The organism is Dokdonia sp. Hel_I_53 (genome assembly GCF_007827465.1).
Taxonomy (GTDB): Bacteria; Bacteroidota; Bacteroidia; order Flavobacteriales; family Flavobacteriaceae; genus Dokdonia.
Genome location: NZ_VISL01000001.1, coordinates 2,085,097 through 2,107,910 on the forward strand (window position 1 = coordinate 2,085,097; position 22,814 = coordinate 2,107,910).

At 35.3% G+C, this 22,814-nt stretch carries 26 protein-coding genes; 11 read left to right on the plus strand and 15 right to left on the minus strand.

The features are described from left to right. Positions 1-13 precede the first annotated feature (13 nt). Positions 14-514, minus strand: coding sequence for an azurin (azu, locus tag OD90_RS09330; RefSeq protein WP_144668907.1), 501 nt, complete (start codon positions 512-514; stop codon positions 14-16). Between the two features lie 42 nt (positions 515-556). Next, the gene (locus OD90_RS09335) at positions 557-1,534 is read right to left on the minus strand and encodes a YheT family hydrolase (RefSeq protein WP_144668908.1); all 978 of its coding nucleotides are present in this window, start codon (positions 1,532-1,534) and stop codon (positions 557-559) included. Positions 1,535-1,683: 149 nt separating this feature from the next. Between OD90_RS09335 and OD90_RS09340 the strand changes: the two genes are divergently transcribed. The 8 genes from OD90_RS09340 (at position 1,684) to OD90_RS09375 (ending at position 9,022) form a co-directional block, all read left to right on the plus strand. Next, positions 1,684-2,214: a hypothetical protein gene (locus OD90_RS09340; RefSeq protein ID WP_144668909.1), complete on the plus strand. Its 531-nt coding sequence runs from the start codon at positions 1,684-1,686 to the stop codon at positions 2,212-2,214. 46 nt (positions 2,215-2,260) lie between these two features. Next, positions 2,261-3,724 carry a lipopolysaccharide biosynthesis protein gene (locus OD90_RS09345; protein ID WP_261374496.1) on the plus strand — a complete coding sequence of 488 codons (1,464 nt, stop codon included), beginning with the start codon at positions 2,261-2,263 and terminating at the stop codon, positions 3,722-3,724. Positions 3,725-3,785: 61 nt separating this feature from the next. Then, on the plus strand, positions 3,786-4,220 hold the full coding sequence (gene dut / locus OD90_RS09350; RefSeq protein WP_144668910.1) for a dUTP diphosphatase: 435 nt from the start codon (positions 3,786-3,788) through the stop codon (positions 4,218-4,220). 45 nt (positions 4,221-4,265) lie between these two features. Continuing rightward, positions 4,266-5,285 carry a nucleotidyltransferase family protein gene (locus OD90_RS09355; RefSeq protein WP_144668911.1) on the plus strand — a complete coding sequence of 340 codons (1,020 nt, stop codon included), beginning with the start codon at positions 4,266-4,268 and terminating at the stop codon, positions 5,283-5,285. 14 nt (positions 5,286-5,299) lie between these two features. Beyond that, positions 5,300-6,682, plus strand: coding sequence for a tetratricopeptide repeat protein (locus tag OD90_RS09360; RefSeq protein ID WP_144668912.1), 1,383 nt, complete (start codon positions 5,300-5,302; stop codon positions 6,680-6,682). Beyond that, the gene (locus OD90_RS09365; protein ID WP_144668913.1) at positions 6,682-7,458 is read left to right on the plus strand and encodes a DUF4292 domain-containing protein; all 777 of its coding nucleotides are present in this window, start codon (positions 6,682-6,684) and stop codon (positions 7,456-7,458) included. The genes OD90_RS09360 and OD90_RS09365 overlap by 1 nt, the downstream gene beginning before the upstream one ends. Next, positions 7,448-8,683: a murein hydrolase activator EnvC family protein gene (locus OD90_RS09370; RefSeq protein WP_144668914.1), complete on the plus strand. Its 1,236-nt coding sequence runs from the start codon at positions 7,448-7,450 to the stop codon at positions 8,681-8,683. Before OD90_RS09365 ends, OD90_RS09370 begins: the two co-directional genes overlap by 11 nt. Positions 8,684-8,836: 153 nt before the next feature. Then, positions 8,837-9,022: a CsbD family protein gene (locus tag OD90_RS09375; protein WP_144668915.1), complete on the plus strand. Its 186-nt coding sequence runs from the start codon at positions 8,837-8,839 to the stop codon at positions 9,020-9,022. Between the two features lie 69 nt (positions 9,023-9,091). Here OD90_RS09375 and OD90_RS09380 read toward each other — a convergent pair whose 3' ends face one another. Together OD90_RS09380 and OD90_RS09385 are read right to left on the minus strand one after the other, a co-directional pair. Next, positions 9,092-9,601: an acyl-CoA thioesterase gene (locus tag OD90_RS09380; RefSeq protein WP_144668916.1), complete on the minus strand. Its 510-nt coding sequence runs from the start codon at positions 9,599-9,601 to the stop codon at positions 9,092-9,094. A 168-nt stretch (positions 9,602-9,769) separates the two neighbouring features. Then, positions 9,770-10,702 (minus strand): SPOR domain-containing protein, encoded by a 933-nt coding sequence (locus OD90_RS09385; RefSeq protein ID WP_144668917.1) that lies wholly within the window; start codon positions 10,700-10,702, stop codon positions 9,770-9,772. A gap of 103 nt (positions 10,703-10,805) precedes the next feature. Between OD90_RS09385 and dprA the strand changes: the two genes are divergently transcribed. The 3 genes from dprA (at position 10,806) to lysM (ending at position 13,848) form a co-directional block, all read left to right on the plus strand. Further along, positions 10,806-11,909 (plus strand): DNA-processing protein DprA, encoded by a 1,104-nt coding sequence (dprA, locus tag OD90_RS09390; RefSeq protein ID WP_144668918.1) that lies wholly within the window; start codon positions 10,806-10,808, stop codon positions 11,907-11,909. A 148-nt stretch (positions 11,910-12,057) separates the two neighbouring features. After that, the gene (locus tag OD90_RS09395; protein WP_144668919.1) at positions 12,058-13,014 is read left to right on the plus strand and encodes a nicotinic acid mononucleotide adenyltransferase; all 957 of its coding nucleotides are present in this window, start codon (positions 12,058-12,060) and stop codon (positions 13,012-13,014) included. A gap of 333 nt (positions 13,015-13,347) precedes the next feature. Next, positions 13,348-13,848 carry a peptidoglycan-binding protein LysM gene (gene lysM, locus OD90_RS09400; protein ID WP_144668920.1) on the plus strand — a complete coding sequence of 167 codons (501 nt, stop codon included), beginning with the start codon at positions 13,348-13,350 and terminating at the stop codon, positions 13,846-13,848. A gap of 98 nt (positions 13,849-13,946) precedes the next feature. Here the strand turns inward: lysM and OD90_RS09405 are convergent, their stop codons facing one another. The 11 genes from OD90_RS09405 to OD90_RS09450 form a co-directional block, all read right to left on the minus strand. Continuing rightward, positions 13,947-14,258, minus strand: coding sequence for a hypothetical protein (locus OD90_RS09405; RefSeq protein ID WP_144668921.1), 312 nt, complete (start codon positions 14,256-14,258; stop codon positions 13,947-13,949). Between the two features lie 10 nt (positions 14,259-14,268). Beyond that, entirely contained in the window at positions 14,269-14,847 is a 579-nt protein-coding gene (gene nadD, locus OD90_RS09410) for a nicotinate (nicotinamide) nucleotide adenylyltransferase (protein WP_144668922.1), read from the minus strand. Positions 14,848-14,871: 24 nt separating this feature from the next. Next, positions 14,872-15,495 carry a guanylate kinase gene (gene gmk / locus OD90_RS09415; RefSeq protein WP_144668923.1) on the minus strand — a complete coding sequence of 208 codons (624 nt, stop codon included), beginning with the start codon at positions 15,493-15,495 and terminating at the stop codon, positions 14,872-14,874. Further along, the gene (locus OD90_RS09420; protein ID WP_261374497.1) at positions 15,495-16,358 is read right to left on the minus strand and encodes a YicC/YloC family endoribonuclease; all 864 of its coding nucleotides are present in this window, start codon (positions 16,356-16,358) and stop codon (positions 15,495-15,497) included. The genes gmk and OD90_RS09420 overlap by 1 nt, the downstream gene beginning before the upstream one ends. Before the next feature lie 89 nt (positions 16,359-16,447). Beyond that, positions 16,448-16,819: an SdpI family protein gene (locus tag OD90_RS09425; protein ID WP_144668924.1), complete on the minus strand. Its 372-nt coding sequence runs from the start codon at positions 16,817-16,819 to the stop codon at positions 16,448-16,450. 2 nt (positions 16,820-16,821) lie between these two features. Then, positions 16,822-17,580 carry a DUF1080 domain-containing protein gene (locus tag OD90_RS09430; RefSeq protein WP_144668925.1) on the minus strand — a complete coding sequence of 253 codons (759 nt, stop codon included), beginning with the start codon at positions 17,578-17,580 and terminating at the stop codon, positions 16,822-16,824. Between the two features lie 369 nt (positions 17,581-17,949). Beyond that, complete coding sequence (locus OD90_RS13205; protein ID WP_186434743.1) at positions 17,950-18,108, minus strand: hypothetical protein; 159 nt, start codon at positions 18,106-18,108, stop codon at positions 17,950-17,952. A gap of 59 nt (positions 18,109-18,167) precedes the next feature. Further along, on the minus strand, positions 18,168-18,779 hold the full coding sequence (locus OD90_RS09435; protein WP_144668926.1) for a DUF6705 family protein: 612 nt from the start codon (positions 18,777-18,779) through the stop codon (positions 18,168-18,170). An 11-nt stretch (positions 18,780-18,790) separates the two neighbouring features. Continuing rightward, a complete protein-coding gene (locus tag OD90_RS09440) occupies positions 18,791-20,449 on the minus strand; it encodes a hypothetical protein (RefSeq protein WP_144668927.1) in 1,659 nt (552 codons plus the stop codon). A gap of 38 nt (positions 20,450-20,487) precedes the next feature. Next, positions 20,488-21,540, minus strand: a complete 1,053-nt coding sequence (locus OD90_RS09445; RefSeq protein ID WP_144668928.1) for a sugar phosphate isomerase/epimerase family protein — start codon at positions 21,538-21,540, stop codon at positions 20,488-20,490. A 128-nt stretch (positions 21,541-21,668) separates the two neighbouring features. Continuing rightward, complete coding sequence (locus tag OD90_RS09450) at positions 21,669-22,805, minus strand: Gfo/Idh/MocA family protein (RefSeq protein WP_144668929.1); 1,137 nt, start codon at positions 22,803-22,805, stop codon at positions 21,669-21,671. Positions 22,806-22,814 lie beyond the last annotated feature (9 nt).

The following is a 22,814-nucleotide window of genomic DNA, read 5'->3' on the forward strand; positions in this document are numbered from 1 at the left end:
TCTTTTGAGTTTTTTATTTTACAATAAATTTTCCCTTCATAAGTCCAGAGTGTCCTGGAAAACTGCATATGTAATCATATGTTCCAGCTTTTGGGGCAGTAAATGTCACCGTAGTAGTTTCTCCTCCACCTATCATTTTTGTATGAACGATTACTTGGTCACCTTCTGGAATCCAATCTTGAGATTCTCCAGCAGAAGCGGCTTTTGCTGCAAATTCTGGAATAGAAGTCCCAGGCTTGAGTAGCACAAAATTGTGCCCCATTATCTTCTTGTCTATTTTTCCAGTATGTCGAAAAGTAAGACTAACCTCTGCACCAGCATTTACAGAAAGTTCATTCTTATCAAATTGCATTAAATCATTGCCCGAGAGCGCGAGATTAACAGTGTTGTCGTTGACTTTTGGGGTGTTTTTTTTGGTGCCAATTTTAATAGATTCGTTAGATTCTTTTTTTGTGTCTTCACCACAGCCTATTAGTAATCCTCCTATAGCTAGAACTATTAGTATACGTTTCATAAAATATTTTTCTATTAGTAATTAGTATATAAAGATAAGTAACTAAGAAGAATGTTCTTCAAAAAACTCTAATGATCTAGTTTCATTATAGTAAAACGAACTTCTTGTATAAAAACCTACGTGACCTCCATGCGCTGGCATTTCTAAAAATAAATCGTCATTATTCTTTGCCTCTTGTGTCGGATAACAATTACCGTGTAAGAAACTATCATTTTTAGCATTGAGTATAAGGGTAGGTATTTTAATTCTGTTTAGATATTGATAGCTGCTCGCTTTCGTATAATAATCAAGCGCGTTTTCAAACCCATGAGCAGGAGCAGTATATAAGTCGTCAAATGTTTTTAGACTATCAATTTTGCGATAATCTTCTAAGCGCATCAGTTTAGGAAAACAGTTCATTTTTTTTCTAAACTTAGTTCGCAAGTGAATAAGAAAAGAGGTTCTATAAATGATGTTTTCTCTTTTTTCTAATTGTTCTAGTGATGCTTTAAGGTCTACAGGAACTCCTATACAGGCTGCTGCTTTAACCTTATTTGGAATGATATGCCCTTCACCCAAATATTTTAGTAGTGCATTGCCACCTAAGCTCACACCGTACAAATTTATCATACTGTAGCTTAGAGATGATAGCATATTGACCAAGTGTGAAATATCTCGTGTGTCACCACTATGATAAGAGCGATAGAGACGATTTTGGGAACCGCTACAACCTCTAAAATTAAGCGCCGCGACATCATAGCCATTATTAACAAGCAGTTTAGCCATCCCTAACATGTAAGGGCGCTGTGCATCACCCTCTAGCCCGTGAAGTAGTAATGCTACTTTTGAGGCACGCTTACGCGAAAGAGAACTATCTGTATATGACCAGTCAATATCCACAAAATCACCATCTGGGAGTTCTAGTCGTTTACGATTTTGTGACACTCCATGTACCCGCCGTATTTTTGCAGAATATATAGTTGAAAAATGAGCATTTTTAAAAAGCCCTATTGCTTTGTAAGGAGACTGTATAATAGGCATTTATAAGGTGAGGTTTCCCAATGTTAGTTTTTGTGATAAAAAATTTAAATTACATCTAAAGGCAAAAAAATAAAATTATAGATTTAAACTTTACTTAATAATAACAATTCGGAATAAATTTTGAATACTTTTATAAAAATTCTATAATTATGATGACATCAAAAATTTATATAACAGCTTTTTCAATAATTTGTGCACTAGTTTGTATTCAATGTAATTCTACAGAAAGTGCAGCGAAAAAACAAAAGGTCGAACTTTCGAGTCCAAATTTTGTAAACGAAACCATTTATTTTAATTCCTATACCGCAGGTACTAAGGAGGGTGGTACTGGCTATGAAATCCATCTAGAGAACTTTGATCTTCCAGAAAACGTAAAATTAAATAAAGTTTATTTTGCAGGCCAGTCTGGTGATGTATACCCAACATCAATCGGTTATAGTGCGCGTACTAAAGAAATGAGCACAGGAAAAGAAGATGTGATTATGTCAAGTGATGTAAATAAGGAGGCTGCAAATAACGTTCCAAGCACTACCGTGAAATTCCCTTTTCCGTTAACAGAGAGTCAAGCAGGTATTCAGTATACAGAGAATGGGGTTGTAAAATATACTATTATGAATAGTGTGCTTCAAAGAGAGCCTATCTACTATCCTAGTGCACCACCAAAAGAGCAGAACCAATAGACGTGACTAATTTCTGTACTTTTGTGCTTCATAAACTGAAACATCATTGGGTACGCTTAAAAGTCTCTTCAAACATACATTCATTTACGGTCTAGCAACCGTATTACCTAGAATTCTAACAGCACTACTCACGAGGTTGTATACTGGATATCTTCCAGATACAGATGCATTTGGGGAAGTGACGATTGTTTTTTCATACGTAATGTTTTTAAATGTGATTCTTACCTACGGTATGGAAACTGCATTTTTTAAATTTTTTAATGAAAAAAAACATAAAGAAAGCACATTATCTACCTCGCTAATTTCTCTTCTTGTAACAACTGTATTTTTTGCAGTATTAGCATTTTTGGCGATTGATTTTCTAGCAGGTATTTCTGGAGTTCCTAGTGCATATTGGAAATGGGTAATTTTAATTATTTCCTTTGATACACTTGCCGTCATTCCTTTTGCCTACATGCGAGCACAAAGTAAATCCACTAAATATGCGATGATCAAGTTGCTTAACGTTGTGATATCAACAACATTATCCGTGATTTTACTAGTGTGGTTGCCTAGGTTAGACATCATTAAAAGTTATTTTCCTTCAGATAAAATAGAACTCGTCTTTATAGCCCTTTTTGCCCCAAGTTTAATAACATTACTGATAGTTATTAAACCGTATTTTCAAAAGTGGAATTTTGATAGGGCTTTGCATAAAAAAATGCTTAGATATGGAGGACCTATACTCATTGCGGGTCTTGCATTTGTTGTTAACGAATCTTTTGATAAAATACTTTTAGAGAGACTCTTACCAGAGAAAATAGCAGATAGCCAAGTAGGAATTTATGGGGCCTGCTACAAATTGTCTATAGGAATGACCCTTTATGCAACCGCATTTAGAATTGGGATTGAGCCATTTTTCTTTAGTGAAGCAGGTAATAAAAATGCAACTCAGATGTATGCACAAATCACAAAGACCTTTGTAGTCTTTGGGGCTATCGCTCTTTTTATATATGTGGTTTTAGTAGATGTTGTGAAAGTGATTTTACTCAATAATACAGATTATTGGGAAGGTATGTACATCGTTCCTTTGATTTTGATAGCTTATTTATTTTTCGGTATTTATCAGACTTTATCTGTTTGGTATAAAACCACAGATAAGACGAGATATGGCGCTTATATTTCTGCTGGAGGTGCTGCCTTCACTATTCTTATTAATGTGTTATTAATACCACAAATAGGATATCTTGCTAGTGCTATTGCTACATGTGTTGCTTATGGAATCATGATGATTATCTCCTATTATATCGGAAGAAAACATTTAGCAATTCCTTATGATGTAAAAAATATACTTTTGTACCTTATCATAAGTATTTCTTTTTCTTGTGTGTTTTTTTACGGAGTAAGATCATATTACGGCGTGGGAACTCTAACTACTTATACTATTGGTACATTTATGACCTTAGTATTATCCGTTCTTATTGGATTTAAGGAAAAAGATATGTTGTTATCACTTTTTAAAAGAAAGTGATTTTGCTTTCGTAAAAAAAACTCAAATAAATAGATAAGTTAGTTATAATTAAAAGAAACAGATGAAAATCAAAGTCATAAATAAAAGTAATCATGCACTACCACACTATGAGACAATAGCTAGTGCGGGGATGGATCTACGTGCAAATCTCACGGAGTCAATAACCATTGGTTCACTAGAACGAGCAATCGTTCCAACTGGAATTTTAATAGAACTACCTGTAGGTATTGAAGCGCAAGTAAGACCTCGAAGTGGTCTTGCTGCAAAAAAAGGAATTACCGTTCTAAATGCACCAGGTACTATTGATGCAGATTATCGTGGAGAAGTAGGTGTTATATTAGTAAATCTATCAAACGACCCATTTACTATTGAAAATGGTGAACGTATTGCTCAAATGGTCATCGCAAAACATGAACAAGGGCAGTGGGATGAGGTAGAAGAACTCTCTACAACAGATCGTGGAGAGGGAGGCTTTGGCTCTACAGGTGTAAAATAATAATAGAAATTTTTCGCGAAAGCGAGAATTATAAAAACATTTTTAATGAAAATAATAGTACCTATGGCGGGATTAGGTTCCCGTATTCGTCCACACAGTCTTACTGTACCAAAACCTTTAATTCCAGTAGCAGGATCTCCCATTGTACACAGATTAGTGCGCGACATTGCTAAAATATTAGACCAACCTATAGAAGAAATTGCTTTTATCTTAGGTGACCCAACATTTTTTGGAGATGAGGTAACCACACAATTAGGGGAGCTAGCAACTAGTCTAGGGGCAAAGGCATCAATATATCGTCAAGGAGAGGCATTGGGAACGGGACACGCTATCATGAGCGCAGAGCCATCCTTAAGTGGGCCAGCTGTAATTGCCTATGCAGATGCTTTGATACGTGCAGATTTAGAGCTAGACCCAGATGCAGATAGCGTTATTTGGACAAAAACTGTCGCTAATCCTGAAGCATACGGGGTGGTAAAACTTAATGAAAAACAAGATATTATAGAGCTTGTAGAAAAGCCTTCAACTTTTGTTTCTGACCAAGCAGTGATAGGAATATATTATTTCAAAGATGTAGCCGTTCTTAAAGAGAAGCTACAAGAGGTAATAGATGAAAACATAATGAATGGTGGCGAGTATCAGATTAATGATGGCATAAAAAAAATGATGGCAGAGGGCCGTATATTTAAAACAGGTACGGTTGATGAGTGGATGGATTGTGGTAACAAGGAAGTGGCGATAGAAACAAACAGTAAGATGTTACAATTTTTACACGATGATGGTCAAGAACAACTCGTTGCCGACAATGTAACATTAGAAAATTCTAAAATCATTCCGCCTTGCTTTGTAGGAGACAACGTTGTGTTAAAAAATACTACCATTGGTCCAGGTGTAGCAATTGGAGCAGGCACAACAATTGAAGATAGTACAATCACACATAGCTTAATTCAAAAACAGAGTTATATTAAGAACGTACAATGGACAGAGGCTATGATAGGTAATAAAGTGCATTTCGATGGTTCATTTACAAGAGTAAGCCTCGGTGATTACAGTGTGATGAAATAAATGATATTTAGAGGATGAATAAGAAAATCTACATACTCGTTTTTATAGTGTTGGTTACGCTTTCGCGAAAGCGTATCCTCGCACAGCAACCACTAGAGCAAACTCCATTTGAGGATGAGAATGTAGATGACTTAGGCAATGTTTCAGATGCTTTTCAAGTTTCATTTTTTGAAGCATTAAAACAAAAGGGCATAGAAAACTATGACCGTGCAATAAGTGCTTTAGATAAATGTATTTTGTTAGAACCAGAAAAGGCAATCCTATACTTTGAAAGGGGTAAAAATAATGTGTTTTTGAAAAACTATGATCGAGCTATAGAAGATTTCAAAAAATCCTTAGAAATAAACCCAAATGACAAAGATGTTCTAATAGTCTTGTACGACGTTTACTATACACAGCGAGATTATACAGCTGCAGAGAAAATAGTAAAGGAACTAATGGATTTTGATATTCAATACAAAGAAGATCTAGCCCGTATTTATACTCAGACTAAACGTTACAATGAAGCTCTTGACCTCTTAGATGAGTTGGAAGATGAGTATGGACCAGATCTTTATCGTGATCAATTAAAAAATAGACTTTACATGCTCTCTGGAAATACAGAGCGACAAGTGAAAGAAATTGAAGAAAATATTGTTTCTAGCCCAAAGAGTACAGCCGAGTATTTGAAGCTTATCTTTCTTTACAGTGAACAAGGTAATTCTAGAAAGGCATATGAAACTGCGTTAGAACTTCAAAAAGTAAACCCAGAAGCAGATGAAGTGCAACTAGCTCTTTACAAATTTTATCTTATTGACAACAAAACAGACCTTGCAGTAGCAGCGATGCAAAAAGTGCTAGAAAGTAAAACAATCGCTCTAGAAGGTAAGCATAATGTTCTCAACGATTTCTTGATTTTTGTAAATGAAAATCCACAGTTTGAGATGCAGTTAGAAAATGCTATCACCGTCTTTGATAAACAAGTGGGAAGTGCTAATATCTTCTATGAATTAGCAGTATATTATTTACAAAAAGGGGATAAAGTAAAAGCATTGCCATACTTCAAAAAAGCCTTAGCTACTAGCCCAGAAGATCTTGAAATTATTAAAAACATTATACTTCTCCAGCTAGATGAAGATCAGTTTTTGGACGCAGAAAAAACGGTCTCTGAAGCCTTGGACTTATATCCTTCACAACCTTTATTATATTTAACATATGGAGTAACTTTAAATAAGCAAAACAAATTTAAAGAAGCAATAATACAGTTAGAAACGGGAATTGATTATATCATTGATGATGTAAAAATGGAAGCAGATTTTTATAATCAACTGGGCGATGCTTATTCGGGGACTGGAGATTCTTCTAAAGCAAAAAGTTATTACGAGAAGGTTAAAAGCTTACAAGCAAAAGAAAATTAATGAAAAAATATAGCTACTTATTCATATTTATACTTCTAGCAAGCTGTAGTGGAACAAAAAAGATTGCAACTTCAGAAAGTGCAGAAGATATAACATCTTCAAGATTGATCAATGAATATTATGCAAATGCACTTGAGTATAAAACCATGGATGCTCGTACGCGTTTAAGGTATGAAGATAAAAACAATAGCCAGTCTGTCACTGTAACGATTCGTATTGAAAAAGATAAAAAAATATGGCTCAATGCTTCTCTATTAGGTATTTCAGGAGCTCGTGCATTGATTACCCCTGATAAAGTTCAATTTTATGATAAGCTTAATCGGCAATATTTTGAGGGTGATTTTAGGTTTTTGAGTGAATATCTAGGAGTTGATATTGACTTTTTTCAATTGCAACGCTTATTGTCGGGACAAACAGTGTATGATTTACGAGAAGGGAAGTATGATTTTAAAAAAACGGCAGTAGGATACACTATCACTCCTAGAAAACAATTAGAGGGTATAAATTTATTATTTTCCATAAGTTCTGAAAATTTTATGGTAGACAGACAACGAGTTGAACAACCTGCAGAAAATGTCTCGTTAGACGTAGTATATGGCGCTTATCGTAATGTAGAAGGAAAACCTTTTCCTACACAAATAGATATTCTAGCAAATGATAATCAAAATCAGACTCGAGTAAGTATAGATTTTAGAGATATAGATATAAATGTAGATACTAATTTTCCATTTTCTATACCATCAGGATATTCTAAAATAGAGCTTCATGCAAGATAGTTGTTTCTCTTATAAAGCTATTTTGAGCTGTTTTTTCCTCTTTTTTATTGTCTCAACAGTAGTTGGTCAATCTGCAGAGCAAAAGAAGCTAGAAAAACGCCGAGAATCGCTCAAGCAAGAGATGGCACAATTGCAGCGTTTACGGGATACAAATAAAAAGAAAGAAATTTCTATTCTTACACAAGTAGAGGACCTAGACACAAAAATAAAACTGCGTACAGATTTAATAAAGGTTACAAATAGACAGGCAAATTTACTTACACGGGAAATTAACGAAAACTTATCTAAGATGGAAAGCCTGAGAGAGGAGCTAACCATTTTAAAAGAAGATTACGGAGAGATGATCCGTAAATCATATAAAAGTAAAAGCGGACAAAGTAAAATAATGTTTCTCTTATCTAGCGAAAGCTTTAAGCAAGCTTATAAGCGTACTCAGTATATGAAACAATATGCTAATTACCGTAAGAAACAGGGAAATCAAATAAAAGAGCGCACAAAGCTTTTACAACAAACTAATAAAAAGCTCGTACAGCAAAAGAAAGATAAAGATGTCTTAATAGCAGAAAATCGAATTGCAAAAGCAGCGCTAGATAAAGAAAAACAAAGACAAGCAGCACTTGTTAGAGAAATCAAGAAAAAATCGAGTAGCTATACAGCACAGTTACGTAAAAAGCAACGAGAAACAGATCGTATAGATCATCAGATAGATAAAATAATTGCAGATGCAATTAAAGCTAGTAATAAAAAAGCAGGTAAGTCAACCACAAGCAATAAAGGTTTTGCCCTAACACCAGCAGAGGTTACGTTAGCCAGAAAATTCTCTAGAAACAAAGGAAAGCTTATTTGGCCGGTAGAGCGTGGGCGTGTCACAAGACGCTTTGGGAAATCTGCACACCCTACCTTACCTGGGATTACAACTATTAATAGTGGAGTAGAAATTGAAACCAGTCAAGGCGCTTCGGCAAGAGCCGTATTTGCAGGAGAAGTCACAACCATACAAGATATGCAAGGAGGCGCCGCAACTGTTTTTATAAGGCACGGAGATTATTTCACAGTATATACAAATCTTAAAAACATAAAAGTCAAAACAGGTGATCAGATAGCCTATAAAGAAACACTAGGTGAGATCACTCGCAATGCTTTTAGTGGCAAAACAATTTTAAAATTTTCAGTTCGTAGAAATACTTCAAAGCTCAACCCCGCAGACTGGGTATTAGGAATGTAATTTTTTTCGCTTTCGCGAAAGCGTAATTATATATGTCACTAAGCAGTCCGACTTTAATTTTAGCATAACACTAAGTTTATTTTAATAGTTTCTTATTACAGCAACCTTTTAATTATAAGTAATTTAGAAGTGAACAAAAAAACAAATAAAATTATGAACTCTACAGAATTTGAAGGAAAATGGAATCAAGTAAAAGGAGAATTCAAACAGAAATATGGAAAAATGTTTAATGATGATGAAACCTTTGCAGAAGGTAAGTTTGATGAAGTAGCTGGACGTATCCAAGAAAAAACAGGAAAATCAAAAGAAGCTATTAGAGAAGAAGTAGAAAAGTGGTAGCCACTTTTATTAAGTTTAAAATAGTAAAGCCTCCCAATGGGAGGCTTTACTATTTTAAGAAGGTAGCAATTATGTAAATAAAGCTTTCAACTCTGTTGCTTCATTAGGTTTCATCTTTCCAGCAAGCACTAAAGAAAGCTGTTTGCGTCGCAGAGCGGCATCAAAGCGTTCCTTTTCTACTGTACTTTCTGGAATTAGCTTAGGTATTTGTACAGGAATCCCTTGGTCATCTACAGCAACAAAAGTGTAAATTGCTTCATTTGCTTGAGAGCGTTGCCCACTCTCACGATCTTCTACCCAAACATCTATAAATACCTCCATAGAAGTTTTAAAAGCACGAGATACTTTTGCCTCCACAGTAACAACACTACCTAAAGCAATACTTCTGTTAAAAGCAACGTGATTCACAGAGGCAGTTACAACAATACGGCGACAATGTCTTCTTGCAGCAATACTAGCAGCACGGTCCATACGCGCGAGTAATTCTCCACCAAATAAATTATTTAATGGGTTTGTTTCACTAGGAAGTACAAGGTCAGTAAGTATAGTTTTTGAATCACTTGGAGTTCTCGGTTCCATATTTCATATTTTAGACAAAGGTACGTAGGTCTCACAAGACGAAAAGACTCTTTGTAAAAATTTAAGATGCAACTAGGATATGTGTGTAATTTTAAGAATAGCTTTAAGAATACACTAGATCTATATATGTAAATGTATTATTTTGAAAATAGTCTATTTCTAGACTCGCTACTTAATCTTTTGTACGAGTAACCAAGCAGAAGAGTTGTCCTCTTTACGTATTTTTCTGAGCATATTTATTGCCTCATCACTATCAGTAAAACTACCATAAACAACTTGGTGTAAACCATATCTATTAATACCTATTTGACGTGCCTTGTAGCCTTTTTCACGTAGTTGTGAGACACGAGTTTGAGCATTTTCTTCTTGTCGAAATGCTCCTGCAACAATATGATATTTACCCGTAGGTTTTGAAACTGCAAGTGTTATTGCAGGTAGTGGATTTTCAATTACAAAAGTTGCCTCTTGAATTTTATCCTCTAGTTGTATACTTGCTTCTTGTTTTGAAGCATAATTAAACTCCTCTACATCTCTCAAGTAGGTGTAACCTAATATTCCTGATACTCCTAGAATCACTACGGCCGCCGCCGCATATTTAAGCCAATTACTGTTTCTTCTTTCTGGGGTAAAAACTATCGGTGTTGTAGCCTCTATAGATTTTACCTCTTCCTTATAAACTTCTCTGAGCACTTGAGAAGAAGTAAAGGAAGATAATCCAAATGAAGACGTTAAATAATTGAGATGGTACGATGGTTCAAAATGTAATTTATTTTCTTCATCAAGAGAAAGAGATCCTATATTTTGTAACGTTTGACTTTCCCCTTTATGCAATCCATCATATAAATAGCGCACATAGGATGCAATTTTCATAGTTGCCTCCTCATAAGGAATCATCTCTGTTTTTGAGATATAGTTTGCTAATAAACCATCATTATCTATAAGCTGCCTATTAAAAGATAATTTTTTCTTAGGTGGATAAAAAGCGTTAGTACTAGAATGCACTTGAGCACTCTGTAACTGTGTTAGAAAGGCACCAAATTCTGGTAAAATTACACACTCATATCTATAAAGAAGGTCACTTATGTACTGGTCTAACTGCATAAGCTCAAATTTAGAAAAAATCAACTTCAGCTGGAGACATCTTTCAAGATTTTATTAACACATTTTTTTGTTGTTTCTTGTTACTCCCATTAATATGTCATAAATGTCAGAAAAAGAACTTCTTGCCTTATTAGTTTTACAATACACTCCACATCTAGGAGATGGTTCTATAAAAAGGCTTATACAAAAATTTGGTAGTGCTCAGGAGGTGCTCTTACAGAAAAAAAGCACTTTATTAGCTATCGATGGGATAGGAGAGCATAAATTAAGTGCTTTTGGTAAAGAAGAATACTATGCTTTCGCGAAAGCAGAATTAGAATATATGAGTAATGACGGTATTCATGCCGTATCGTATCTACAAGACGAATATCCACTGCGACTCAAACATTGCATCGACAGTCCAGTAATACTATTTTCTCGCGGAAAGATTAATTGGAACAATCCACGCATACTAAGTATTGTGGGAACGCGAAAGATTACAACCTATGGAGAAGATTTCATTAAAAAATTTATAGCCGAAATTGCACCACTCAACCCACTTATTATTTCTGGTTTTGCTTATGGAGTTGATATAACAACTCACAAAGCATGTATAGCGCATGGATTGCAAAACGTGGGTGTACTAGCACATGGGTTAAATCAAATTTATCCAAAGGTGCATGCTAGATATGTTAATGAAGTGGAAAGAAATGGGGGTTTTGTGACAGATTTTTGGAGCTCGAGTACATTTGTACACACAAACTTTTTACAACGTAATCGCATCATTGCTGGCCTCTCTGAAGCAACTATTGTTATAGAGTCTGCCGCAAAGGGAGGCTCACTGGTGACCGCAGAGTTTGCAAATGGGTATAACCGAGAGGTATTTGCTGTACCAGGTAGAACAAATGATAAACAAAGTATAGGCTGTAATAATCTTATAAAACAATCTAGAGCACACTTACTAACTAATGCAGCAGATATCGTGTACATGCTTAATTGGAAGCTGGAAGAAAAAACAAAACCTGTTATACAAAAACAACTTTTTGTAGAGCTTACAGATGATGAAAAACTAGTGTGGCGCTTTCTTAGTAATAATGGTAAAGAACTTCTAGATAGTATTGCTTTACATTGTAAAATGCCCACCTTTAAAGTTGCCAGCGTATTATTACAAATGGAATTAAAGGGAGTGGTAAGGCCATTACCAGGTAAGCTATTTGAAATCATATAATGTAATATGACCTAGTAAACTTTCAAGTGATTTAAATTCACTATTCTAAAATTATAATTTTAATACAACATAAATAACTGATTAACAGAATTTTAAGTTTTTGGCACGTGTTTTGGTTTGTATTTAGGGAATCAAAAAACGAACACTTATGAAAACGATCAAAAAACTTTTCGGATTCGTGCTAATTGCAGCTCTCTTTACATCATGTTACTCAGAAGTAGTAGTCACAGATGATTATATAGAACCAGCAGGTCCCACACTTAATCAAGTATTGAATCAATATGAAATATGGTACATTGACATAGACCGTTCATCTGGTGACACAGTGGTACCATTTTTACAAAAAGCATTTACAGTATCTTTTAGAAATGGTACCCTCTTTGCAAACAATAACCTTTCTGGTATTGGACAAAATGGTGGAGGCTTTGGTATTGCAGTGGCTGGGTATGATACTTTTAATTATGAGCTAGATGTTGCTCATGATCTAGATGGAGATTACTCTTTTGATGTAAGAGTGTTATCTAATTTTGAAATAGAGCTTTATCATCCATTTACTGGCGCGCGTTACATATTAGAAGGTTTTCAACGCAGTAGCTTTGATTATGACCTTGTATTCTATGAGAACATACATTACTTTCTTCAAGAGTTTGAGGCATGGGAGAAAATTTACGCAAGTGATGAAGGAGAGGTAAATCCTTTTGACGATGAAAACTTTCTACAGTTTTTACCTGCAGGCAACTCAGGAAACTTTAGAAGTTCAATAGATCCAAATGGAACTTATATAAATGATATTATTTGGGATTTCAACGGTATTTATGATGTAGATGATATCCCAGGTGAGTTTTACCAGAAGACATTGTTTCTTGAGTATAATACACTAGAATTTGAAGACTTTGACTTGACTATTATTGATGATACGACCATAGAGTTATATCAGCCTTCAACTGGAACAACTTATGAATTTCGAGGTAGAGGGTACATAGAATTTAGAACGTCAACAGACGGTAAATCTACCAAGTTGCCTAAATACCGTAAGAAAACGGCAACAATTAAAAAAGAAATAGAAGCTCTTAAAGAGAAAAAGCTTAAGGCGCTTAAAGAATAAATGGTTGCTCAATAGACAGCAACGGGATTGACGAGTTTTTGGTTGGTTATTTAGTTGAAGAATCCTTACCTAAGGTGGTACTTAGAGTGAGGGTTCTTTTTTTTGGATGTTTGTGAAGATTATATGTATTGACACAAAAAATAAAAACGAAACACAAAATTTATTAATAATAGTTATAGTTCGCTTTCGCGAAAGCGTACACTTCTTTTTACCTTAAGCTATACCGCTTTAAATATTTGTTTCTTTTGCCAAACTAGTCTTAATATATGGATACAACCACTCGTTTTTTGTAACTTTCTAATTCAATTGAAACACTAACTAAAAATCAGAATTATGGGATTATTTTCATTTATTAAAAATGCAGGTGCAAAAGTATTTGGTATAGGAAAAACAGATAAAGAGGAGGCAGCAGAAAAAGCAGCTGCAGCCGAAGAAAAGATAGCATTGCGCAATGCACACGCGGCTAGAAACATGACAGAGACAATACGTGATTTAGGGTTAGATGTAGACAATCTTGATATTTCAATAGATGGAGATGTCGCTGTAGTAACAGGAAGTGCACATGATCAGTCAACTAAAGAGAAAGTTGTTCTTGTGGTAGGAAACTCAACAGGAATAGCTACCGTAGATGATAGATTAACTGTTGAAAATCCAGAGCCAGAAGCGCGTTTTTACACAGTAGAAAGTGGAGATTCTCTAAGTAAAATCTCTAAGGAGATGTACGGAGATCCTATGAAATACCCTCAGATATTTGAAGCAAATAAGCCTATGCTTTCAGATCCAGATAAGATTTATCCTGGTCAAGTATTGCGTATACCACATTTGGATAAGTAATAAACAGTATCAGGATACACGTTATATAAAAGAGTAAACGCTAGTAATGTTTGCTCTTTTTTTATGAGGTGAAATTAAACCAAGGGTCATGTATAATTTCAGGGAAGCACTGTTTTAAATATTTTAAAAAGCACTAACACCCAGAAGATACACGCTAGGATTGCAAAAATAGTTGCTTTATTACGTTGAGTAGTCCTTGGTTCCTTTCTAGACTTAACGTATTTTATAATAGTGATAATGCTGGACAATAAACATAATACTACCGAAAAACCTATAAGAAAATCAGGTAAGTCAGACTTGGTTTGCATTACTCTATCTATAATATACCACGCAAGAAAAGAAACTACCATTATAAGCCCATAATAAGATGCTTCTTTGGAGTTTTGGGCAGCGAGATCTTTTTTAGGCATAAGAAATATGCTATCTATAAAAATTCATTTGATCTATGTAAGTATACACCTCTGGAGGGAGTAACGGGCGTATGCTTTTACCTAATGCAATTCCATTCCTGATCATTGTAGATGAGATCTCCATAATAGGTGCTTTTACCCTATGTATTTTTGGGTGATTGTCAAACTGAGTTTCTATTTGCCCTTCAGAAATACGGGGGTATACATAGATATGATAGCGCTCAAGAATAACATCATGATTTTTCCATTTATGAAGACTTTTTAAATTGTCTTCACCCATGATTAGACAAAACTCATGTTGTGGATACTTTTCTTCTAAATAGGCAAGGGTGTTAATTGTATAGTTAGGTTGCGGTAGATTGAACTCAATCGTACTGGGCTCAATTTTATCATAGCTTTCTACGGCCTCTAAAACCATTTGATACCGATGGTTATTATCTAGTAATGAGCTTTTTTTCTTGAAAGGATTATGAGGTGTAATTACCATCCATATTTTTTCAAGGTCGCTATATTCTGCTAAATGATTTGCTATAGCAAGATGCCCAATATGAATGGGATTAAAGGTTCCAAAATAAAGTCCTATTTTCAAAGAGATATAAATTTATGATTTACATTACAAAACAGCCCCATCAGCAACATCAAGTATATGCTCTGCTACAAGTGTATGAGCTGCAGCGAGTGCTTTATCAAGATTATCGTTTAAAATAATATGGTCAAACTGTGGTGCTGTAGCAAGCTCTACAGAGGCTTTTGCGATACGCATATTTATTTTATCTTCACTCTCTGTGCTACGTTTTTTCAAACGTATTTTTAGCTCATCTACACTTGGAGGTTTTACAAAAACTGCAAGTGTCTTATCAGGAAACTTCTTTTTAATGCGTAGCCCCCCTACAACATCTATATCAAAAATAACATGCTTTCCCATAGCCCATATGCGCTGCACTTCTTTCCATAAAGTACCATAAAAATTATCACGATACACTTCCTCCCATTCTAAGAACTCATCTGCTTTGATGTGATTTTTAAAATCTTTAAGGGATATAAAGTAGTAATCTTTACCATGCTTCTCTTCCCCTCTTGGCTCACGACTTGTAGCAGAAATACTAAACTCAAGATTTAACTCTTCTTGTTTAAGTAGATGCCGTACAATCGTAGTTTTTCCGCTCCCAGATGGTGCTGAGAAAACAATAAGTTTGCCTTGATGTTCTAAGTTATTTTCTTCTGGTTGTTTTCCCATTAGAGTACGTTTAAAACTTGCTCTTTTATTTTTTCTAACTCGTCCTTCATTTGCACTACAAGCTGTTGCATAGGTGCATAGTTAGATTTTGAACCTATTGTATTAATCTCTCTTCCTATTTCTTGACCGATAAAGCCTAGTTTTTTTCCATTAGAATCTGCAGAGTTGAGAGAAGTTGTAAAGTAATCTAAGTGATTTTTTAATCTCACTTTCTCCTCTGTGATGTCGTATTTTTCTAGATAGTAGATGAGCTCTTGTTCAAATCGATTTTCATCTAGTTCAGCTTTAAGATCAACTACTGCTTTTTGAAGTCTTGTTTTTACATCTTTTATGCGGTCCACGTCAAGTGTAATGACCTCGCTTAGTAAGCGCTGCAGGTTTGCAATACGTAATTCAAATTCACTTTTTAATGAATTTCCTTCGTCCAGTCTGTAAGCATTGATCTCTTTTAATGCTGCTTGTAAGTTTGTAACAATAGACTGGTACTCATTTTCATCCAGTTCTTCCTTTTCTGTTTTAAGAACATCAGGCAGTCGCATCGCAATTTTTACTGCTTCTGCATTTTCCATGCCTCCTGGAGTTACCTCTTGGAGTTGCTGCGAATAAGCAAGGACCACAGATTCATTAATAATCGTATTAGTATTTTGACCCGTACTTTCAAGGTAGAGACTTACATCCACTTTACCGCGTTCCAGCTCTTTAGCGACCATATTACGTAGCGCTAATTCTTTCTCACGGTAGGTAGAAGGAATACGCGCGTTAAGGTCTAAGTTTTTGCTATTAAGCGACTTAATTTCTATAGTAATTTTTTTCCCAGGAACTTGTACGACACTTTTCCCAAAACCAGTCATCGATTTTATCATAGCCGCAAAGATAACAGTTCAAACTATAAATCAGAATGATAAAAAGTAGATTAGATACGCTCGCACACGCTTTCGCGAAAGCGTAACAACTATTTTTTGTTCCCATTCTTATCAAAATGACTGTCTACATATTTATAAGTAGTCCAGATAGAAATGGCAAGCCCTACAAATAGAACAACTAGAAATACAATCATAGGGTGAGGAATATCTAAGAGTAAAATTAAGATGCCTACAATCGTAAGGATGATGGAATACTTCCACATATTATTTGCGGCACGATGGTTTGCAACATCCCAAATCTCTTGGTTTGCCATGGTGCGTCTGGTTCTAAAACCATATAAGTGATTAATTTTTTTAGGTGGAAATTTCTTATAACAAAAAGCGACGATGAGAAATAATATGGAGCACACTATTATTCCAATTGGTTCTTCTAAATGGTTATGAAATAGACGGTGTATCATTTTTATAGTTTCCTAAGCCATATATTTCTAAACCCTACGCCACTCATATCTCCATGATCTTGCAATATTATAGGGCCATCACCATGAGCTTTGTTTTTTGGGTAACCTATATACTCAGTACTTCCTAATAGCTCAAAATGGTCTTGTATAAGGACTCCATTAAGAAAAACGGTAAGAATGCCTGCCTTAACGCGATCTCCAGAATTGTCAAATTCTGGAGCGTGAAATATAATGTCGTAACTATTCCATTCTCCTGTAGGCTTTGCAGCCATAACAAGCGGCGGATTTTGCTTGTAAATAGAGCCTACCATGCCGTTTACATAGGTGTCATTATCATTATTATTTAAAATTTGTACTTCGTACAATCCTTGAAAAAACACACCACTATTACTTCTGTTTTGGTTAGTCTGTGTGTTGTTTGGGTCACTACGCCATTCTAAGTGTAATTGCACACTCCCGAAGTCTTCTTTAGTTACGATATCTCCCGTTTTATCTTTTACGGTCATACTGCCGTCTTTATTAATCGTCCATTTAGGAGCGCTGCCGTCGTTTTTACTCTTCCACGCGTTGAGGTTTGTACCGTTAAATAATATCACAGCATCGCTTGGGATACCGGTCTGGCCATTGATAGCGACTTTAGCCGGTTTAGGTTGCCAAACTTCAGTAGCCTCAGGATTGGTTGGTTCGACTTTTTGTTGAGAAGGTCCACATGATATAGTTGTTACAGTCAGTGCAATAATTAGAAATATTTGTTTTCTCATAATTTAATTAGTTTTTTGAATAGACATATTATAATATAATGATTTGTCCTCCCTGTAATATTGTAGCTAATGTGTATTTAGGGATATTTATCAAAGCTTCTCCATTCTTTAAATTCGGTATCAAGAGATTATTGTTTCTAATATCTTAGAGTGATTTATAGATAGGACAATATCATTTCATTCATCATTGAAATTTATCATTCCATCTATAAATTTTATATCATCATAAACAGTACCTGTTTTATATGTGTCGTTCGTTACTTTTGCATTTGGCCTTAGGCTCATTTTTCAATATGTCTATATTCTCCTTCAGAAAATCATAATGTTTAGTGCTAGTATCATCTATGACTCTTTCTAATTTCTCAAAATCTATGGTAAGTGAACTATGTTCTTCTTCCCATTTCCATTGTTCTTAATAGAAGTAAGATCATTTTCTACATCTTTATAATATATACTATTACGAGGTAGATCATTAGGTATATTATGAATAGGTATAATGGTTTGCGCAGTACCACTTATTGTGAACATTAATATTAGAATGTTATTATGCAACATTTTCATTTACTTATTTATCGCTTATGTTATAGTTACTGTTTTAAAAAAGTATAAACCCCTTCTGGAATACTCAAAAGTTCTGGTCCCGTGTAATTATCTTGGGTAAGGTAATTCTTGTTAAAGGTTGTTAAAATACGTGCCACTATTTTTTCTTCTCCATTTTCTAAGTATCTAGCAAATACCATAGACCCTGATATACCAGGTCTCGTTGGGTCATCTAGATTTACACGTATAAACCGAGTGTCTGTTGTACAGGCATCACAAGGAGGTGCACCCACGGTTACATTTACAATACCTCCTACAATACTATGTCTATACACGTCATTAGGATCTGCTGTAAATGGGATGGCATCTACTAATACAGTTCCGTTTTCTATATATCTATATTCTCCTACCAGAAAATCATAATATTCAGTGCCAGTATCATCTATAACTCTTTCTAATTTCTCAAAATCTATGGTAAGTGAACTATGTTCTTCTTCCCATTTCCACTGTCCTACAATACGCGTTAAATCATTTTCTACATCTTTATAATATATATTATTAAGAGGTACATCATTAGGTATATTATGAATAGGTATGATGGTTTGCGCAGTACAGCTCAAAGTAAGAATGAATAAAAAGCCATTAAAAATTGTTTTCATATTAGAGTATATTAGTTGCAAGGAGTATTTTGGGTACTGTTTTCTGTGGGATGGAGACTTACTTTCTCAAACTGACCGATTGCTTCATTAAAATCATAAAGAGCTATGGGACTAGTGTGTATATTATATTTTAACGATAGCCTTTCTATAGTCTTTAACAATACCTTTTTATAATTAGGAAAACTTCGATTCATTTCTACATTGTAAGCCCTATCTAACTGATCTTTAAAACTCTTAAAAGGAACTGCATTAATTAAACGACCTAGTGCTAAGATATTATTTATTTTAAGCAAATAAGTATTTGTGCTTTGTGTACCTACTGGCACCACTAGTCCAGAAAACACATCACTGGCTTGTATAGTCTCATCCCTACGGTGGTCGTTCTTTATATAGGTAAAGAATAGCGTGACTACATCTTCGGCACTATACATAGGATATCCAATGTTTGTATGATGATGTATTCCTCCTATAATATTACCACCTACATTTAGTTTTAATCTATCAAAGCCCCCTTCTACAAAGTTTGTAGTTGACTGGGTTGCCTCTGGGGCTTTTGAAATCTCATAACCGCTCTCACTATCATTATGAGCTCTGCTTTGTATGTTTGAAAGTGATTGTCTAAACTGAGTATCTGTAAGTAGCTCGTTGGCTTTTGTGCAATTTGTGAGATCATTTAGAATTTTTTTATAAGTAGGGTTGTCTCCATCTTGTCCCTCATATATCTCAAAAGCATCTTCAATGATTGCTCTTGCTTGTGCTGAGAATCTCTCTGCAACTAGATAATCAAAAACCACATTATTGATTGTACTGTCCATAACTAGCAAATCTCTAAGGTCTTGTGGCATATTAAGCATAAAAAAATTCCAAGATAATATATCTGGATCTACAGGGGCGGTAATTGTTTCTTTAGAACCGCCACCGCTGGTGCCTCCTAAATTTCCATAATTAGGTTGTGGAGCAGGACCATCAGATAGGTGTCCACTTGTTGTGTTTCCATTTTCAGTATCGTTACAAACATAGACCATTACATTATTACAGCTCCAAGTAGTCCATTCTGAGTCCCAGCAACCGTCTACCGTACAAGCATTTTCTACACAAACTTGATCTACTTCATAAGAACAGCTGTAATCTCTAGTATCTAATAAATCTAGTACTGTTTCTTCATCTATATTGAGAATCGTTACATCTTGGGTTGCATCTATAGCTATATTTTTTCTTATATTCTCTAAATCACCGGGACTAAATTTATAAGAAAGCAATAATGCACTTTTAAATTCATCGTTTTCAAAACTGAACACAGCGTTTTCTAGTATTTCTGTAACATCTTGGCGTATTACTGGAAATGTAAATGAATAAAATTTACCGTCATCAGAACTTATATATTGTGCATAATTAGTAAGTATTGTAAAGCCAAGACTTTCTGAATGCACAGATCTTGTCCCACTGGTAAAGGACTTTTTACTTATTTCTTTTAGTTTAGTAGTTAAGGATATTTCTTTGGATAATTTGTCAGAACTATACAACTGGCGAGTAAACATATTTAAATGTTCGAGATCATTACCTTCTACCTTTTTATGTTCTATTATTAGTTCTTCTTTTTCACAACTTGTAAAAAGACTTACAAGTAGTAAGTAAAGTGCAAAGTTTTTTAAAGCATAGTAGTTTTGCATTAAATTCACTTAAGTTATATATTTTTAGAAAATACGGATTATAATTCTAATATCTTTTTAAGCTTTTCTTTATCAATATCTTCTCCAGCAAAATCATCAAATCGCTTTTGTGTTGCCTCAATAATATGTGAGGCGATAAAAGGGGCACCTTCTCGAGCGCCTTGTTCAGGACTTTTTACACAGCATTCCCACTCCATCACTGCCCAAACATCACAACCGTATTCTGTTAGTTTTGTAAAAATGGTTTTAAAGTCTATCTGTCCATCTCCCGGAGAGCGGTAGCGCCCAGCACGATCTTGCCAGTCGCTATATCCGCCAAAGGTTCCGCGTCTACCGTCAGGTTTAAACTCAGAGTCTTTTACGTGAAAGGCTTTTATAAACTCATGATAGTGATCAATATAGGCTATATAATCTAGTTGCTGCAATACAAAATGACTAGGGTCATATAAGATATTACAACGCTTGTGATTCCCTGTAGCTTCTAAAAAACGCTCAAAAGTGACTCCATCGTGTAGATCTTCACCAGGGTGAATCTCATAAGCCACATCTATACCACACACATCGTAAGTGTTGAGTATAGGTAACCAGCGTTTGGCGAGTTCTTCAAAACCCATCTCAACAAGTCCTGCAGGTCGCTGAGGCCACGGGTGCATGGTGTGCCAGAGCAGCGAACCACTAAATGTCGCGCTCACCTCTAGGCCTAAATGCTTACTAGCGTGTGCAGCGCTTATTACTTGCTTACGAGCCCACTCAGTACGCTTCTTTGGGTTGTTTTTACAATCGTTAGGTGCAAAATTATCAAACATTAAATCATAAGCAGGATGCACGGCCACAAGTTGTCCTTGTAAATGTGTAGACAGTTCTGTAATCTCAAGCCCATAGTCGTTTACTTTGCCCTTAAGCTCATCACAGTAGGTTTTACTCTCTCCTGCTGTGGTGAGGTCAATTAATCGGTTTTCCCAAGTTGGGATTTGTATTCCTTTATACCCAAGGTCTGCGGCCCATTTACATAAACCGTCTAGCGAATTAAATGGTGCTTTGTCGTCCATAAACTGGGCGAGAAATACTGCGGGTCCTTTTATTGTTTTCATATCTAAAAACTTCATTTTATTGTACTCTGGCAATAGTTACTTTATGCTCAAAGTAGTTTGACCTTGTAATGTTTTGCTTTCGCGAAAGCATTATCGATTCATAAATAATAAAGTAGAACACTTCATAATTATAGGAGAGAGATCCAAACATTACCTTCTTTATGACTCTCTACTGCCTTTTCAATAAATTGCATACCACGTATACCATCTTCCATCCCTGGAAATTCTGCTGGATGAAAATCTTCACCCCTAATGGCCTTTGCCACGCCCTTATAGATATTACCCATTGCATCAAAAATACCTTCTGGGTGTCCTGGAGGTAGTTTTGTGCCGTCTAGCGATAATGAGCTATTGTACGAGTGACCTGGTTTTAATACACGTATAGGCTTGCCATCCTCTAAAAAGGTAAGGTAATTAGGATTTTCTTGTTCCCACTTGAGACCTGCCTTTTTTCCATAGATAGCGACTGTAAAATTATTTTCTTCACCAGTAGCAATTTGACTAGCACGTAGCACTCCCTTTTGATGCTCACCTAAACGTAGTAGTACCGTCCCATCAATATCCATTTGATTATCATCGTATAAATGATTGAGATCTGCAAGTATGGATTTTATTTTTTGACCTGTTACAAATTCTAGCATTTGATAAGCATGTACGCCTATATCTCCCATACAGCAAGATATCCCAGATTTTTCTGGCATTAAACGCCAGGTTGCATTGCGCTGCTCTTTATCGTGTATAATAGGATTGATCCAGCCTTGATAGTACTGTGCATCTACCTTTTGAATCTCACCTATCTCTCCATTTGTAATCATCTCCTTCATTTGGCGTACCATAGGGTACCCGGTATACGTATGAGTGAGTCCAAATATTGTTTCGTTTTTTTGGTGTATTGTTTGTAAAATGAGGGCTTCCTCATAAGTCATAGTCATAGGTTTCTCACAAATTACATGAAACCCCGTCTCTAATAGCCTTTTTGCCATGGGGAAGTGCAAGAAATTGGGTGTAAGTATGGAAACTACCTGTATGCGTTCAGCTTCAGGTAGTGCAAGTTCACCCGTAATGAATGCTTCTATATCTTTGTAAATTCTATCTGTAGAGATACCTATTTGTGTTGCAAATGCTTTGCTCTCTTCTATATTTGGGTTAAAAGAACCACCGACCAGTTGGTATGCATCAAACATAGTAGCTGCCACGCGATGTACTATTCCTATTAAACTATCACCACCACCACCTAGGACGCCCCATCTAATTTTATTGCTCATAGTTGTTGT